Source organism: Geodermatophilus sp. SYSU D01176, from assembly GCF_054050015.1.
The window spans coordinates 1-16,032 of sequence record NZ_JBJGYN010000077.1; the positions used below are offsets into that span (position 1 = coordinate 1).

The following is a 16,032-nucleotide window of genomic DNA, read 5'->3' on the forward strand; positions in this document are numbered from 1 at the left end:
ACGCCCACGACCCGCGGGCGCTGGCCACCGTCGGCCGGGACGCCGAGGCGCTGGCCCTGTCCCGGGCGGTCCGCTGGCACTGCGAGCGGCGGGTCCTGCTCAACGGGGCCAGCACGGTCGTCTTCCGCTGATCGGCCCGGCTTCAGGGACCTGGGCCCGCTTCGACGACCTGCGCGCCGGCACGGCGGTCCGCTGTCCCGCCCCCACCGGGTGCTCGTCGCCGAGCGCCCCGGCCAGGTGGCCGGCGTCCTGGCCGAGGTCGAGCGGGCCACCGACGCCGGGCAGTGGGCGTTCGGCTACGTCGCCTACGAGGCGAGAGGCCGGGCTCGACCCCGGCCTCTCCGTGCACCCGCCCGCGGCGGACGGGCCGCCGCTCGTCTGGTTCGGCCTCTGCGACGAGCCGGTGCCGGTGGCGCCGCTGGACGCCGAGCCGAGCGGCGGTGGACCGCGGAGTGGGAGCCGACGTGGACGCCGGCGGCACACGCGGCCGGGGTCGCGCGGATCCGGGACCGGATCGCCGCCGGCGACACCTACCAGTGCAACCTCACCGTCCGGATGGCCGGGCGGGTCACCGGCGACCGTTCGGGCTCCACCGCGCCCTCGCCCTGGAGCAGCGCGGCGCCCACAACGCCTACCTGGACCTGGGCCGGTTCGTCGTCGCCAGCGCCAGCCCGGAGCTCCTCTTCGAGAACCGCGGCGACCGGGTGCGCAACGACGTCGCCCGCGTCGCCGAGGTCGGCAGCGTGACGGTGCCCGCCCTGTTCACGGTGGAGCGCCACGGCACCGTGCTGCAGCCGACCTCGGAGGTCACCCCGCGGCTGCGGCCGGGCGCCGGGCTGGCAGACCTCTTCCGCGCGCTGTTCCCGTGCGGCTCGGTCACCGGAGCGCCCAAGGCCAGCTCCATGGCCGTCCCCCGGACGCTGGAGGACACCCCCCGTGGCGTCTACTGCGGCGCCATCGGCCTGGTCGGCCCACCGGACGCCCCCGTGCGGGCGCGGTTCAGCGTCGCCATCCGCACCGCGGTGGTGGACACCGCCTCCGGCGCCGCGGTCCACGGCACCGGAGGGGGCATCACCTGGAGCTCGGAGGCGGCGGCCGAGCACGCGGAGGTGCCGGCGGAGGCCGCCGTCCTGTCCTGCCGTCCCGAGGAGTTCGAGCTGCTCGAGACCACGCGGTACGAGCCCGACAGCGGGCTGCGCAACGAGGACGGTCACCTGCGGCGGCCGGCCGGCTCCGCCGAGCACCTCGGGTTCGCCCTCGACCTGCCCGCCGCGGTCCGGCACCTGCGCACCCGGCTGGCCGGGTGGACGCCGCCCCAGGACTCCGGGTGCGCGCCCGGGGGGTGGAACGGTTGCTGGACCTGGGCCTGCTCGGGAGGCGCGTGCTCACCGTGGCGGACCTGCTCTCCGCGGAGGAGGTCGCCGTCCTGAGTTCACTGCGCGGATGGCGATCCGTCACGCTGGTGGACGCCGGGACGGGCCCGGCCGGTCGGCCGGACCTGGGGTGGCGGGGCGCAGGACCGCCCTGCGCCCGGTGCGGAGGACCGGTGCGAGCCGACTCCGGTCGGGATCTTGACGGTGACCTGAGTCACCCAGCAAGCTGTCTCGCCGACCACAACATTCCGCGCAGAACGCAACAGAACTGGAGTGTCATGGCCAACCTCTTCATCGGTGGTGCCTGGCGTGCGGGGTCCTCCTCGGACCAGCGCGAGGTCGTCAACCCGTTCGACCAGAGCGTCGTGGCGAAGGTCGACGAGGCAACCGCCGAGGACGTCGCCGCCGCCGTTGGTGCCGCGCGGGCGGCCTTCGACGCGGGAGAGTGGTCGGGCACCCCGGCGGCCGAGCGCGGTGCCCTGCTGCGCCGCGTCGCCGACCTGCTGCAGCGGGACCGGGAGGACATCGCTCGGCTGGAGACCCTCGACACCGGCAAGACCGTCGGGGAGAGCCGGCAGGACGTCGACGACGTGACCGCCGTCTTCCGCTACTACGCCGACCTGGCCGACAAGGACCCCCGCCGCCTGGTCGACGCCGGCCGCACCGACGTCGTCAGCCGTGTCGTCTACGAGCCCGTGGGCGTGTGCTCGCTCATCACGCCGTGGAACTACCCGCTGCTGCAGGTGTCCTGGAAGGTCGCGCCGGCGCTCGCGGCGGGCAACACGATCGTCGTCAAGCCCAGCGAGGTCACCCCGCTGACCACCATCCGGCTCACCGAGCTGCTGGAGGAGGCCGGCGCCCCGGCGGGCGTGGTCAACCTCGTCCTCGGGAGCCGGGAGGTGGGAGCGGCGATGGTCGAGCACCCCGACGTGGACATGGTGTCGTTCACCGGCGGCCTCAGCACCGGGCAGTGGATCCTGCGGGCCGCGGCCGAGACGGTGAAGAAGGTGACCGTCGAGCTGGGCGGCAAGAACCCCAACATCGTGTTCGCCGACGTGGACCTCGACACCGCCGTCGACAACGCCCTGACCGCGGTCTTCCTGCACTCCGGGCAGGTGTGCTCGGCGGGGACCCGGCTCATCGTGCAGGACGAGATCCACGACGAGTTCGTCGCCGCCGTGGCCGAGCGCGCCGGGCGCATCCGCCTCGGCAACGGGTTCGACCCCGCCACCGAGAGCGGCCCCCTGGTGTCCGCGGAGCACCGCGCGGGCGTGGAGGAGTACGTCGCGGCCGGCGTCCGCGAGGGCGCCCGGCTGGTCACCGGCGGCCGCCGTCCCGAGGAGCCGGAGCTGGCCGGCGGGTTCTTCTACCTGCCGACGGTCTTCGCCGACTGCCGGCGCGACATGCGGATCGTGCAGGAGGAGTCCTTCGGGCCCGTCCTCACCGTGGAGCGCTTCAGCACGGAGGAAGAGGCGATCGCGCTGGGCAACGACACCGACTACGGGCTCGCCGGCGCGGTCTGGACCGCCGACACCGCCCGGGCCGAGCGGGTCGCCCGGGCGCTGCGGCACGGCACGGTCTGGATCAACGACTTCGGCCCCTACCTGCCGCAGGCGGAGTGGGGCGGGTTCGGACGGTCGGGCAACGGGCGCGAGCTCGGCCCGTCCGGCCTCGCCGAGTACCGCGAGGCCAAGCACATCTGGCACAACACCGCCCCCGCACCAGTTCGCTGGTTCCGGGGCTGAGCCCCCATCCCCAACCCCATCCCCCCCGGACGGACGGCCCATGAGCGCCCACACCACGCAGGACGGCGAGTCGCACCTCGCCGAGTTCGGCTACAAGCAGGAGCTCGACCGGAGCATCGGCAAGTTCTCCAGCTTCGCGGCCGGGGTCAGCTACATCTCGATCCTGACCGGCACGTTCCAGCTGTTCTACTTCGGCTTCGGCGCCGGCGGCCCGGCCTACCTGTGGTCCTGGCCGATGGTCTTCCTCGGTCAGCTGATGGTGGCGCTGTGCTTCGCCGAGCTGGCCGCGAAGTACCCCGTGGCGGGGTCGCTCTACAACTGGACCAAGCGACTGGGCAGCCGGACCACCTCGTGGATGACCGGCTGGATGATGCTCACGGCCTCGATCGTGACGCTGTCGGCGACCGTCCTCGCCTACCAGATCACGCTGCCCCAGCTGTGGTCGGGCTTCCAGATCGTCGGTGACGGCACGGGCACCTACGACTTCGCGGTCAACGCCGTCATCCTCGGCAGCGCACTCATCCTGTTCACCACGGTGGTGAACGCCTACGGCGTGAAGCTCATGGCGCGGATCAACAGCGCCGGCGTCTTCATCGAGCTGGTCGCGGCGGTGCTGATCATCGTGATCCTGGCCGTGGCGATGACCCGCAGCCCGGTCGAGGTCCTCACCGACACCGCCGGCATGGGCGAGGGCCGGGACCTGGGCTACCTCGGCGCCTTCCTCGTCGCCTCGCTGGCCTCGGCCTACGTCATGTACGGCTTCGACACCGCGAGCTCGCTGGGCGAGGAGACCATCGACCCGCGGCGCACCGCACCCAAGGCCATCGTCCGCGCGGTCACCGCCTCCTTCCTCCTCGGCGGCCTGATCCTGCTGTTCGGCCTCATGGCGGTGCGGGACCTCGACGACCCGCAGCTGTCGTCGAGCACCGGCGGCCTGCAGTACGTGCTGCTCCAGGTGGCGGGCACGGGGCTGGGCAAGGTGTTCCTGGCCTGCATCGTCATCGCCATCACCGTCTGCTGCCTGGCGGTGCACACCGCGACGATCCGCATGATGTTCGCGATGGCGCGGGACAACAACCTGCCGTTCAGCGCCCGGCTGGCGAAGGTCGACCCCAAGCGCAAGACGCCGGTCGTGCCCGCGGTCGTCATAGGCGTCCTGTCGATCAGCATCCTGCTGATCAACATCCGACAGCCGCAGATCTTCACGGTCATCACCAGCATCGCGATCATCATGATCTACCTGGCGTACCTGCTGGTCACCGTGCCGATGCTGCTCAGCCGGCTGCGGGGTCGCTGGCCGCTGCCCGGTGAGCGCAACGACGGGAAGTACTTCTCGCTCGGCCGCTGGGGGCTGCCGGTCAACATCCTGGCGGTGCTGTGGGGCGGGGGCATGGCGCTGAACCTGGCCTGGCCGCGCCAGGAGATCTACAACGCCACCGAGCCGTACCACTGGTACCTGCAGTGGGGTGCCTTCGTGTTCATCGGCGCCATCGCCCTGGTCGGGCTGGCCTACTACCTGCTGCGGGCCCGGCACAACAGCGGCGTGCTGCCCGAGCACGCGGCCGACACGGTGCCGGGTGCGCGGTCGGCGTCGGGCGCCGCGACCGGGGTCCCGGCCGCCCGCCTGGTCGACCCGGACGAGGACCCGGGACGGGCCGACGTCCCGGTCGGCAGCGTCCGCTGAGAGAGGACCACCCTTCCCCCCACTCCTCGCAGACTCAGGCGGAGGGCCCCTGGACGGTGGCCGGCCGGGCCTGCGGGGGGCGGGGGTGACGGGGCCGGTGCTGTGAGGGACGTCGCCGAGTTCCTGCAGGGCCGACCGCCGTTCGACGCCCTCTCCGTGGACGAGCTGCGGCAGGTCGCCGCGGCCGCCGAGGTCGAGTACCTCCCGGCCGGCACCGTGCTCATCGAGCAGGGGGAGGCCCCGGTCGAGCACCTGCGCGTCGTCCGCCGGGGCGCGCTGGACATCGTCCACGACGGCCGGGTCCTGGACGAGCTGGGCCCGGGGGAGCTGTTCGGACAGGCGTCGATGCTGTCCGGCCTGCCGGCCCGCTTCGGCGTGGTGGCCGCCGAGGACACGCTCTGCTACCGCATCCCGGCGGCGGCCGCCCGCCCGGTGCTGGCCCGGCCGGCCGGCCTGCGCTTCGTCGCCCGCTCCCTGCTCGCCGACCCGGTGCCGCGCCGGCACGAGGTCGAGCCGGTGGTGGACGCCGCCCACCGTCCGGTGGCCGACCTGCTGCGCACCGAGCCGGTCGTCTGCGCCTCCGGCACGCCGGTGCGCGAGGCGGCCGAGCGCATGACCGAGGCGGGTGCGACCGCGGCCGTCGTGGCGGTGCGCGGGGGAGGGCTCGGCATCGTGACCGACCGGGACCTGCGGGCCCGGGTCGTCGCGCGTGCCCTCGGCACCGACATCCCCGTCGAGGAGGTCATGACCTTCCCGGCGCACACGGTCGCCGCCGAGCGCATGAGCGGCGAGGTGCTCCTGGACATGCTGGAGCGGGGGATCCGGCACCTGCCCGTGCTCAGCCCCGGTGGCCGCGTGCTCGGCGTGCTCGAGGACGCCGACCTGCTGGCCGCCGCCCCGCGCAGCAGCTTCCACCTGCGGTCGGCGATCGCCCGCGCCCGCACGGTGCAGGACCTGGTGACCGCGTCGGCCCAGCTGCGACCGGCGGTGGTCGCCCTCCACGACGCCCGGGTGGCCGCCACCGACATCGCGGGCATCCACTCCGTGGTGTCCGACGCGCTCACCCGGCGCCTGGTCCAGCTCACCGTCGCCGAGATGGGCGAGCCGGCGGTGCCCTTCACCTGGCTGGCGCTGGGCAGCCTCGCGCGCCGGGAGGCCGTGCCGTCGTCCGACGTGGACAGCGCGCTGGTCTGGTACGGGGCCGCCGACGAGGGGATGCAGGCGGAGCTGCGCGCCGTCGCCGAGGCCGTCGTCGCCGGCCTGGAGGCGTGCGGGTTCCCGGCGGACACCAAGGGCGCGGTGGCAAGCGCGCCGTTGTTCATGCGGTCCTACGCGGGGTGGCGGGAGGCCGCGCGCAGCTGGCTCACCGACCCGACGCAGGAGAAGGCGCTGGTGCTGGTCTCGATGGTGGTCGACGGCCGGCCGGTGTGGGGCATCCGCAGCGGGCCGGCCCTGCCGGAGGTGTTCCGGGACGCCCGGCGCCATCCGGGGTTCCTGGTGCTGCTCGCCCGCTTCGCGCTGGGCCACCGCCCGCCGACCGGGTTCCTGCGGGACTTCGTCGTCGAGCACGGCGGGGAGCACGCCGGGCGGCTCGACCTCAAGCGGGGTGGGCTGCAGCCCATCGTCGACCTGGCGCGGTGGGCCGGCATGGCCGCGGGCGTCACCAGCGCCTCCACCCCGGCCCGGCTGCGGGCCGCCGCGGACGCGGGCACCCTCCCGGCCGACGACGCCCGCACGCTCGCCGAGGCGTTCGACCTGGTGCTGGAGCTCCGGGTCGACCACCAGGTCGAGCAGCTGCGCGCCGGCCGGCGGCCCGACGACCACCTGGCCCCGGCCGACCTGGACCCGGTGACCCGGGGCGCGCTCCGGGAGGCCTTCCGCGCCGTCTCCGCCGTCCAGCGCCGGGTGGCCGGCCAGCTCCGGCAGGGGGTGGTGTGATGCGCGGCCTGCCGATGCGACCGGGCAGCGCGGCGGCGCGCGCCTACCGGGACGCCGCCCGGATCCCCCCGGGCACGTCCTGGCGGGCGGCGTCGTTCTGCGTCGTCGACCTGGAGCTGACGGGGCTGGACTCCCGCCGGCACGAGATCGTGTCCTGGGGTGCGGTCTGCGTGGAGGGCGGCCGGGTGGTCTGCGGCACGGCGGCCGAGGGGCTGGCGCGGCCGCAGCGGGGGGTGCCCGCGGAGTCGGTGCGGATCCACGGGCTGCGCCCGGTCGACCTCGCCGGGGCGCCGCCGCTGCCCGAGGCGGTCGACCGCCTGCTGCCGGCGATGACCGGGCGGGTGCTGGTGGCCCATGCGGCGTGGGTCGAGCGGGGCTTCCTCGGCCGCGCGCTGCGGGCCCGGGGGGTGCGGCTGCGCAACCCCGTCGTCGACACCCGCGCGCTGGGCCGGCTGTGGCTGGCCGGGACCGGCCGGACCCCGCCGCCGGTGCTGTCCCTGGAGACGCTGGCCGAGGCCCTGGGGGTGCCCAGCTCCCGGCCGCACGAGGCGAGTGGTGACGCGTTCACGACCGCCCAGGTGTTCGTCGCGCTGGCCACGCTGCTGGAGGCGGGCGGCCCCGAGACGGTGGGCACGCTGGCCGGGGCCGAGGCACGACTGCGCGTCCAGCACGCCTGACAGCGGTGTGCCGGTTGGTTGACGGGTCGTGCTGTCGCGGGCAGCGAGATCGCGTGATCTCGCACGGCTGGACGCCTGGAAGCGTGCGACGTCACGCGATCTCGTCAGTTGACCACCTCCGTCAGCCAACCCGAGAACCGCTGTGAGGACGACGACGGCCGCTGCCGGCTCCCGGGGGACGCGGCAGCGGCCGGCGTCGTCCGGTCAGGCCTGGCCGGCGGCCTCGGCGACCGGCGCCGGCCGGTGCCGGTGGAACTCGACGTGCTCGGGGGCGAGCGGGGTGTTGCCGAGGATCAGGTCGGCGGCCTTCTCGGCCATCATCATGACCGGCGCGTAGATGTTGCCGTTGGTCACGTAGGGCATGGCCGAGGCGTCGACCACCCGCAGGCCCTGCAGCCCGTGCACCCGCATGCTCGTCGGGTCGACCACCGACAGCGGGTCGGTACCCATCTTCGCCGTGCAGGAGGGGTGCAGCGCCGTCTCGGCGTCCCGGGCCACCCAGCTGAGGATCTGCTCGGGGGTCTCGATCTCCGGTCCGGGGGAGATCTCGCCCGAGCTGAACTCGGCGAACGCCGGCTGCTCGAAGATCCGCCGCGCCACCTGCACCGCCTCCACCCACTCCCGGCGGTCCTGCTCAGTCGAGAGGTAGTTGAAGCGCATGGCCGGCTTCACCCGCGGGTCGGCCGAGGTGATCTTCAGCGTGCCCCGGGCGTCGGAGTACATGGGCCCGATGTGCACCTGGTAGCCGTGGTCGCCCTCGGGCATCGACCCGTCGTAGCGGACGGCGATCGGCAGGAAGTGGAACATCAGGTTCGGGTAGTCGACGTCGTCGTTGCTGCGCAGGAAGCCGCCGGCCTCGAAGTGGTTGGTCGCGCCGAGGCCCTGGCGGAGGAAGAGCCACTCGGCGCCGATCCTCGGCTTGTTCCACCACTTCATGCCCGGGGCGATGGACACCGGCTGCTTGCACGCGTGCTGGATGTAGACCTCGAGGTGGTCCTGCAGGTTCTCGCCGACGCCGGGCAGGTCGGCGACGACCTCGATGCCGAGGGCGGACAGCTCCGCGCCGTTGCCGACGCCGGAGAGCTGCAGCAGCTGCGGGGTGTTGATGGCGCCGCCGCTGAGGACCACCTCACCGGCGCGCACGGTGCGGACCGGTCCGCGGCCGCGGCGGTACTCCACGCCGACGGCGCGATCGCCCTCGAAGAGGACCCGGGTGACGAAGGCGCGGGTCTCCACCGTCAGGTTCGGGCGGGACATCACCGGGTGCAGGTAGGCGCGGGCCGCGCTCAGCCGGCGGCCGCGGTGCACGTTGCGGTCGAAGGGCGCGAAGCCCTCCTGCCGGTAGCCGTTGACGTCGTCGGTCAGCGGGTAGCCGGCCTGCTGCACGGCGGAGAAGAAGGCCTGGAACAGCGGGCTGGTGGCCGGGCCGCGCTCGAGGACCAGGGGGCCGTCCTTGCCGCGGAACGGGTCGTCGTCGGCGGCGGCCGTGCAGTTCTCCATGCGCTTGAAGTAAGGCAGGACGTGCGCGAAGTCCCACGTCTCCATGCCGTCGTCGGCACCCCAGCGCTCGTAGTCCATGGGGTTGCCGCGCTGGAAAATCATCCCGTTGATGCTGCTGGAGCCGCCGAGCAGCTTGCCGCGGGCGTGGTAGACCTTCCGGCCGCCCATCCAAGGCTCAGGCTCGCTCTCGTACTTCCAGTCGTAGAGGCGGTTGCCGATCGGGATGGTCAGCGCGGCCGGCATGTGCACGAAGACGTCCCAGAGGGAGTCCTTCCGGCCGGCCTCGAGGACCAGCACCCGGTTGCCAGGGTCGGCGCTGAGCCGGTTGGCGAGGGCGCTGCCCGCCGATCCGCCGCCCACGATGACGAAGTCGTACTGCTGCTGGCCCATGTCGTGCTCCTTCGCGGTCAGGGGTGGGTGCGGCGGCCGACCGGGAGGCCCCGACCGGGGGACCGGGACGGGCGTGGGCGCTCCGGCCCGGGAGTGCTCGCGGACGCCGGACCGGCGTCAGGCGGTCAGCGAGGTCGCGGGTTCGGCGGACCGGAGCTGCTTGCGCCACCGGGTGAACAGCCGGGGCTGGTCGACCCCGAGGACGGCGACCGGGTGACCGTCGCGCTCGTAGACCGCGAGGAAGCTGCGGTCCGCGCAGCTGCCCTCGACCACCCGCACCTCGTCGCCGTCCCGGCGGGTCCCGGCGAACTGGATGCGCCGGCCGTACTGCTCCGACCAGAAGTACGGGACCGTCGGCCTCGTCCCGGGGTCGGCGCCGAGCAGGGTGGCGGCGGCGGTCGTGGGCTGCTCCAGGGCGTGCGTCCAGTGCTCCACGCGGACGGCTCGTCCGGCGTCGGCGGACCAGGAGGACGCGCAGTCGCCGACGGCGACGACCCCCGGGACGTTGGTCGCGCACCGGGTGTCGGTGCGGACGCCAGCCTGCAGGGTCACGCCCGAGCCGGCGAGCCACTCCACGTTCGGGACGGCGCCGATGCCGACGACCACGACGTCGGCGGGCAGCCGCCGCCCGTCGGCCAGCTCGACGGCCTCGACCCTCGTCCGGCCGACGAGGCCCGCGACCCCTGTGCCGGTGAGCAGCCGCACCCCGTGGTCGGCGTGCAGCTCGGCGCAGACCGCGCCCATCGCGGCGCCGAGCGGGCCCGCGAGGGGCACGGGCTGGGTCTCGACGACGGTGACGTCCAGCCCGAGGGCCCGGGCGGTGGAGGCGACCTCGGCCCCGATGAACCCGGCGCCGATCACGACGAGGTGCCCGGCCGCGAGCAGGTCGGCCCGCAGCGCCACGGCGTCGTCCAGCGAGCGCAGGACGTGGACGCCGGCCAGCCCCTCGGTCCCGGGGAGGCGGCGGGCGCGGGCGCCGGTGGCCAGGACGACGCCGTCGGCCCGCACCTCGCTGCCGTCGGCCAGCCGCACGGACCGGGTACCGGGGTCCAGGCCGATCGCGACGGTGCCCAACCGCCAGTCCAGGTCCAGCGCCTCGTCGGCCGCGGTGCCCAGCGCGAGGTCGTCCCGGGAGTACGTGCCGGCGAGGAACTCCTTGGACAGCGGCGGCCGGTCGTAGGGGGCGTGCGCCTCGTCGCCGATGACGACGATCCGCCCGTCGTAGGACCGGGCGCGCAGCGCGCGGGCCGCCGACAGCCCCGCCAGGGACGCGCCGACGACCGCGACGGTCCCGGTCACGCCGCGCCCTCCGCCGCTCCGCCGACCTGGACGTGGACCACCCCGTCGACGACCACCACCGCATGCGTGCGCACCGGGGTCTTCGCCGGTGGCCCCGACGGCATCCCGGTCCGCAGGTCGAAGCACGACGCGTGCAGCGGGCACTCGACGGCGCAGCCCTCCAGCCACCCGTCGGCGAGCGAGGCGTCCTGGTGGGTGCAGGTGTCGTCGATCGCGTAGAACTCGCCGTCGACGTTGAAGACGGCGACGGGCACGGGCACGCCGGCCGTCACGCGAGTCGCCTCGCCGGGGGACAGCGCACTGGTCGGGCACACCGGGACCATGGACACTCCGGGTTCGCGGGTTGCGCTGGCCGCAACGACTAGCTCTTGGCGGAACAGCCTGGCCGCACTCCTCAGGGTGAGTCAAGGGTCCGTTGTGAAATCGATCTCTACGCTGAGGCCGTGAGCGTCGAGGAGAGTTCCGGTACGGAGCGGGGCCCGGCTGTGCTGGTCCAGTCCGTCGACCGTGCGTTGAGCGTCCTGGAGATCCTCGCGGTCCGGGGGGAGGCCGGGGTCACCGAGATCGCCGCGGAGCTCGGGGTGCACAAGTCCACGGCGTTCCGGCTGGTCGCCGTCCTCGAGGGCCGGGGGTTCGTCGAGCAGCTGGCCGACCGCGGCAAGTACCGCCTCGGCTTCGGGATCGTCCGCCTGGCCGGCGCGACCGCCGCCCAGTCCGACCTCGCCCAGGAAGGGCGCCGGATCTGCGAGGTGCTCGCGGACGACGTCGGGGAGACGGTCAACCTCGCCATCCTCGACAGCAACCGGGCGGTCAACATCAGCCAGGTGCGGGGGCGGGCGACGATCAGCACCCACAACTGGGTGGGCCGCGGGACGCCGCTGCACGCCACGTCCAGCGGCAAGGTGCTGCTCGCGCACGCCCCGGACGCCGTGCGGGAGACCGTGCTGTCCGCCGTCCTGGAGCGCTACACCGACGCCACGATCACCGATCCCGACGCCCTGCGGCGGCAGCTCGAGGAGATCGAGGCGCGCGGCTGGGGCACCACCGTGGAGGAGCTCGAGGTCGGCCTCAACGCCGTCGCGGCGCCGGTGCGCGACGCGGAGGGGCAGGTGACCGCGGCGGTGAGCGTGTCGGGTCCGTCCTTCCGGATGACCCCGGCGTCCCTGGGGGACCTGGTCGCCCCGCTGGTGGTGGAGGCGGCGGGTGCGCTGAGCCGGCGACTCGGCTTCTTCGGCTGACGGTGGTTGTGCAAGACGCAACATGAACCGTAATATGCAACACAGTCGCCCGGCGGAGCCCCTACCGCACGGCGACCGGGTCCACCCTGCTCCCCACCGTCCGACCGCCCGGCGTACCCGTGTACGCCCGACGCCACCGAGGTGCCTGCATGACCGCCACCGACCTGCCCGCGAGCCTGATCTCCACGCTGCCGGGCCAGTACTACACCGACCCGGCCATCTTCTCCCTCGAACAGGCCCGGATCTTCGAGACCATGTGGTTCTGCGCGGTGCGGTCGGCCGATCTGCCGACCCCCGGCAAGTTCCAGAAGGTCCAGGTCGGCCGGGAGAGCGTGCTGGTCGTCCGCGGCCGGGACGGGCAGCTGCGCGCCTTCCTCAACATCTGCCGGCACCGCGGCGCGCAGATCTGCACCGAGGACGCCGGCGAGGTGAAGCGGGCCTTCCAGTGCCCCTACCACGCCTGGACCTACGACCTGGCGGGCAAGCTGGTCGCCGCCCCCAACCTCACCAAGATGCCCGACGTCGACCGGGTGGAGTACGGCCTGGTGCCGGTGCACCTGCGCGAGTGGCTCGGCTACGCCTGGATCTCCCTGGCCACCGAGCCCCCGTCGTTCGAGGACGACGTGATGGGCGCCATCGCCGACCGGCTCGGGGACCTGGAGTCCATCGACCACTACCAGCTGGACTCGCTCACGGTCGGCCGGCGGATCACCTACGACGTGCGGGCCAACTGGAAGCTCATCATCGAGAACTTCATGGAGTGCTACCACTGCGCGACGATCCACCCCGAGCTCACCGAGGTGCTCCCGGAGTTCGCCGACGGCTACGCCGCGCAGTTCTACGTCGGGCACGGCGCGGAGTTCGGCGAGGACGTCGCGGGCTTCACCGTCGACGGCAGCGAGGGCTTCGCCAAGCTGCCCGGTGTCGATGCCGACCAGGACCGCCGCTACTACGCCATCACCGTCCGCCCGACGGTCTTCGTCAACCTGGTGCCCGACCACGTGATCTTCCACCGCATGTTCCCGATCGCGGCGGACCGGACGATCGTGGAGTGCGACTGGCTGTACACCCGCGAGGTGGTCGACTCCGGCAAGGACGTGTCCCGGTCGGTGGAGCTGTTCCACCGGGTCAACGAGCAGGACTTCGAGGCCTGCGAGCGGACCCAGCCGGCCATGTCGTCGCGGGCCTACGCCCACGGCGGGGTCCTGGTGCCCTCCGAGCACCACATCGGCGAGTTCCACGAGTGGCTGACCCAGCGCCTGGCGGACTGAGCAAGGACCACCCCTCCCCCCGCGCCGCGCGGGCTCGGCGCGGGCCCCTGAAGGGCGGCCGCTCCCGCACGTCACGGGGGCCGAGGACGTCGTCCTCGGCCCCCGCAGGGGCGTCCGTGGCCGAGCGGTAGGGCACGTCACACGGCGAGGTAGCCGGCGTCGGTGAGCACGACCAGGCCGTGGCGCTCGAGTCGCTCCAGGTGCAGGAGGGCGGTCCGACGCTCGACCGCCTCGACGAACGGCAACCGGACGTGCGGCCGGTACACCAGTCGGTGGGCGACGACGTCCGCCAGCGTCCGTGGCTGCCGTAGCAGCTGCAGCAGCGTGTCGTCCCTGCGACGGATCACCGCGGCGAAGCGGTCCAGGGCATCGAGGAACGCCGGACGGTCGCCGAGCACGCCGACCTGGTGCGACGTCCCGTACCAGCGAGCCTCGACCTCCCGCAGGCGCGTGATCGACGCCTCGACGTCCTCCAGGCTGCTCGACAGGTCGCCGTAGTACGGGCCGAAGGACGTGAGGTCCATGTCCGCGAGGAACAGGAAGCCGTCGGGTTCGACCAGCAAGCCGCAGTGACCCGCGGTGTGCCCCGGCAGGTGCAGGACGGTCAGTGTCCGGCCACCGAGGTCCACCACGTCGCCGTCCTCCCACGTGCCGACGTCCTGGCGCTCGCTCAGGTGGAAGGTGTCACGCAGGTGCCCCCGGACGACCTCGGCCTCGGGGGGTGCCATCCCGAAGCCTGCGAGCAGGGCCTCGGGGGAGCGGACGGCGCTGACCTCGGCGGGGTGTGCGAGGACCGGCAGGTCCGGGAACAGGTGCAGTCCCGCCAGGTGGTCCTCGTGGGCATGGCTGATGACGACCAGGTCCACGGCGTCCGTCGACCTGCCTCGCCGGTGGACCTCGATCGAGGGGTCGACCAGCACGGTGCGGTCCGTCCCGCTGATCAGCAGGGAGTTGCCGGACGGATAGCGGCCGCCCTCCGGCGAGGCGAGGAGCGTGACGCCTCCGTACTGCACATCGGACCCGCTCATGCCGTCCTCCCCGGTCGTGCCATCGGCTCGCCGACGGGGCGTACCCGGCTACCTCGGGTCCGTTTCGGACAGGCGAGCCAGCCACCTCTGCCGCCACGCCTCTGTCCGCGCCACCTCGTTGAAGGTGAAGAAGTGGAAGCCCCGCAGGTTGTGCTCGGGCCGACCGAGGCTGGGTGCGAACCCCTCCATGAGACGGTCCGGCCGGTAGCCGTGGGGCAGGAAGAAGCGCCAGAACATGCTGTGCTGCTTCGACAGGAACCGGGCGGACTGGCCGAGCCCGAGCCCGGCCGAGATCCGCACCAGTTTCTGGCGCGTCACCGCGCCCGGGAGCCCGATCCGGACCGGCAGGTCCACGCCCCGCAGCCTGACCTGCTGTGCCCATGACGTCGTCGTCGAGGGGTGGAAGCACAACTGGGTGATGACGTGGGTCGCGTGCGGGGCCTTCCGCTCGAGGGCGCGCTCGATCAGCTCCGGGCTGATGTGTCCGTGCCCCTCGGGATAGCCGCCGATGCCCACGTCCTCGAAGTGGTGGGCGACGGTCTCCAGCTCCTCGAGCAGGGAGAGCGCGTCGGGAAACCTCCCCGCGGGCTCGGCGGCATCGCCCCCGACGACGAACACGCCGTTCACCCCGGCGGCACGCAACCGGGCCACGATGTCGGCCAGTTGGGCCCGGTCCTGGACCAGGCGGGCGGCCAGGTGGGGCGTGGCGGCGTACCCGTGACCCGACAACCGCTCGGCCAACTCGATGGTCGGCGTGAGGCCCTTGGCCTCGGTCACCGTCACGGTGAGGGGCACGGTCCGGGGGACGTGCTCGACGACCGAGTCCTCAGCACCCCGCAGTGGCAGGACCTCGTAGCTGGCGTCCCGCAGCGCCCGCTCCAGCGCCCCTCGGGATCGCCGCCGCGCCGGCCGGCGCTCGACCGGAGGCGGTGATCCCGTCCTCATGCGCGCACGGGTGTCGTCCGGAACCTCAACGGACACGTCCCGCCTCCGCGGCGATGGTCGTGTCGTCACCGTGGCCGGTCTTGACGACCGTGTCCTCGGGGAGGGTCAGCAGACACGAGCGGATGGAGTGCACGATGGTCGGCTCGTCGCTGTAGGAGCGCCCGGTGGCGCCTGGCCCGCCGCAGAACAGCGTGTCGCCGGTGAAGACGGTGTTCAGGTCCCGTGCGTAGAGGGATGTGCTGCCGGGGCTGTGGCCCGGGGTGTGCATCGAGAGCAGGAACGTCCCGGCCACGGAGAACCGGGTGCAGTGGCCGACGGGGTGATCGGGCAATGCCTTCGGGTGGACGCTTCCCCAGAGCATGAGGTCGGCGGGGTTGATCCAGATCGGCGCGCCGGTGGCCTCGCGCAGGTCGACGGCGGCGGTGATGTGGTCGTTGTGCCCGTGGGTGAGCACGATCGCGGTGACCCGCCGGCCGCCGATCGCGTCGAGGATCGGTTCGGCGCGGTGGGGGGCGTCGATGACCAGCACCTCGTCGTCGTCGCCGACCAGCCACACGTTGTTGTCGACGTCGAAGTCGGCCCCGTCGAGGCTGAAGACCCCGGAGACGACGGTCTTGTCGATGCGGGCGCCCACGTGTCCCCTCCGCCGGGGGCCCGTCGGGTCCACGATCGGCGCTGCCGCGCTCACCGGTGCGCTCGCGAGCCGGCTCACTTGTCCAACACCACGACAGAGCGGAGCACCTCGCCGCGGCGCAGGTTGTCGAAGGCCTCCTCGACGTCGTCCAGGCCGATGGCCTCTGTGACGAAGTCGTCGAGGGGGAAGCGGCCCTGCCGGTAGAGGTCGACCAGCAGCGGGAAGTCCCGGCTGGGCAGGCAGTCGCCGTACCAGGAGGACTTGATCGCCCCGCCCCGGCCGAACACCTCGATCAGCGGCAGCGTGATGG

At 73.4% G+C, this 16,032-nt stretch carries 13 protein-coding genes and 1 pseudogene; 7 read left to right on the forward strand and 7 right to left on the reverse strand.

Annotated elements, in window-relative coordinates; translation table 11 throughout:
- Positions 1-536 precede the first annotated feature (536 nt).
- From ACI78Z_RS23620 to ACI78Z_RS23640, 5 genes are all read left to right on the forward strand, one after another.
- Complete coding sequence (locus ACI78Z_RS23620) at positions 537-1,430, forward strand: chorismate-binding protein (protein ID WP_457038977.1); 894 nt, start codon at positions 537-539, stop codon at positions 1,428-1,430.
- Between the two features lie 221 nt (positions 1,431-1,651).
- Positions 1,652-3,118: an aldehyde dehydrogenase family protein gene (locus tag ACI78Z_RS23625; protein ID WP_457038978.1), complete on the forward strand. Its 1,467-nt coding sequence runs from the start codon at positions 1,652-1,654 to the stop codon at positions 3,116-3,118.
- Positions 3,119-3,158: 40 nt separating this feature from the next.
- Positions 3,159-4,802, forward strand: a complete 1,644-nt coding sequence (locus ACI78Z_RS23630) for an APC family permease (RefSeq protein ID WP_457038979.1) — start codon at positions 3,159-3,161, stop codon at positions 4,800-4,802.
- Between the two features lie 102 nt (positions 4,803-4,904).
- Positions 4,905-6,740 carry a putative nucleotidyltransferase substrate binding domain-containing protein gene (locus ACI78Z_RS23635; RefSeq protein ID WP_457038980.1) on the forward strand — a complete coding sequence of 612 codons (1,836 nt, stop codon included), beginning with the start codon at positions 4,905-4,907 and terminating at the stop codon, positions 6,738-6,740.
- On the forward strand, positions 6,740-7,417 hold the full coding sequence (locus ACI78Z_RS23640; protein ID WP_457038981.1) for a 3'-5' exonuclease: 678 nt from the start codon (positions 6,740-6,742) through the stop codon (positions 7,415-7,417). The genes ACI78Z_RS23635 and ACI78Z_RS23640 overlap by 1 nt, the downstream gene beginning before the upstream one ends.
- 204 nt (positions 7,418-7,621) lie before the next feature.
- On the opposite strand, the gene betA is transcribed toward ACI78Z_RS23640, so the two are convergent.
- From betA to ACI78Z_RS23655, 3 genes are all read right to left on the reverse strand, one after another.
- On the reverse strand, positions 7,622-9,307 hold the full coding sequence (betA, locus tag ACI78Z_RS23645) for a choline dehydrogenase (RefSeq protein ID WP_457038982.1): 1,686 nt from the start codon (positions 9,305-9,307) through the stop codon (positions 7,622-7,624).
- Between the two features lie 117 nt (positions 9,308-9,424).
- Positions 9,425-10,606 (reverse strand): NAD(P)/FAD-dependent oxidoreductase, encoded by a 1,182-nt coding sequence (locus ACI78Z_RS23650; protein WP_457038983.1) that lies wholly within the window; start codon positions 10,604-10,606, stop codon positions 9,425-9,427.
- Positions 10,603-10,929: a bifunctional 3-phenylpropionate/cinnamic acid dioxygenase ferredoxin subunit gene (locus ACI78Z_RS23655; RefSeq protein ID WP_457038984.1), complete on the reverse strand. Its 327-nt coding sequence runs from the start codon at positions 10,927-10,929 to the stop codon at positions 10,603-10,605. Before ACI78Z_RS23655 ends, ACI78Z_RS23650 begins: the two co-directional genes overlap by 4 nt.
- A 120-nt stretch (positions 10,930-11,049) precedes the next feature.
- Between ACI78Z_RS23655 and ACI78Z_RS23660 the strand changes: the two genes are divergently transcribed.
- On the forward strand, positions 11,050-11,844 hold the full coding sequence (locus tag ACI78Z_RS23660) for an IclR family transcriptional regulator (RefSeq protein ID WP_457038985.1): 795 nt from the start codon (positions 11,050-11,052) through the stop codon (positions 11,842-11,844).
- A 149-nt stretch (positions 11,845-11,993) separates the two neighbouring features.
- Entirely contained in the window at positions 11,994-13,115 is a 1,122-nt protein-coding gene (locus tag ACI78Z_RS23665) for an aromatic ring-hydroxylating oxygenase subunit alpha (protein WP_457038986.1), read from the forward strand.
- Positions 13,116-13,252: 137 nt separating this feature from the next.
- On the opposite strand, the gene ACI78Z_RS23670 is transcribed toward ACI78Z_RS23665, so the two are convergent.
- The 4 genes and pseudogenes from ACI78Z_RS23670 to ACI78Z_RS23685 form a co-directional block, all read right to left on the reverse strand.
- The gene (locus ACI78Z_RS23670) at positions 13,253-14,143 is read right to left on the reverse strand and encodes an MBL fold metallo-hydrolase (RefSeq protein ID WP_457038987.1); all 891 of its coding nucleotides are present in this window, start codon (positions 14,141-14,143) and stop codon (positions 13,253-13,255) included.
- 48 nt (positions 14,144-14,191) lie between these two features.
- Positions 14,192-15,088 carry a methylenetetrahydrofolate reductase gene (locus ACI78Z_RS23675; RefSeq protein ID WP_457038988.1) on the reverse strand — a complete coding sequence of 299 codons (897 nt, stop codon included), beginning with the start codon at positions 15,086-15,088 and terminating at the stop codon, positions 14,192-14,194.
- Between the two features lie 25 nt (positions 15,089-15,113).
- A complete protein-coding gene (locus ACI78Z_RS23680; protein WP_457038989.1) occupies positions 15,114-15,722 on the reverse strand; it encodes an MBL fold metallo-hydrolase in 609 nt (202 codons plus the stop codon).
- A gap of 74 nt (positions 15,723-15,796) precedes the next feature.
- Positions 15,797-16,032: pseudogene (locus tag ACI78Z_RS23685) on the reverse strand (S-(hydroxymethyl)mycothiol dehydrogenase); the annotation flags it as partial.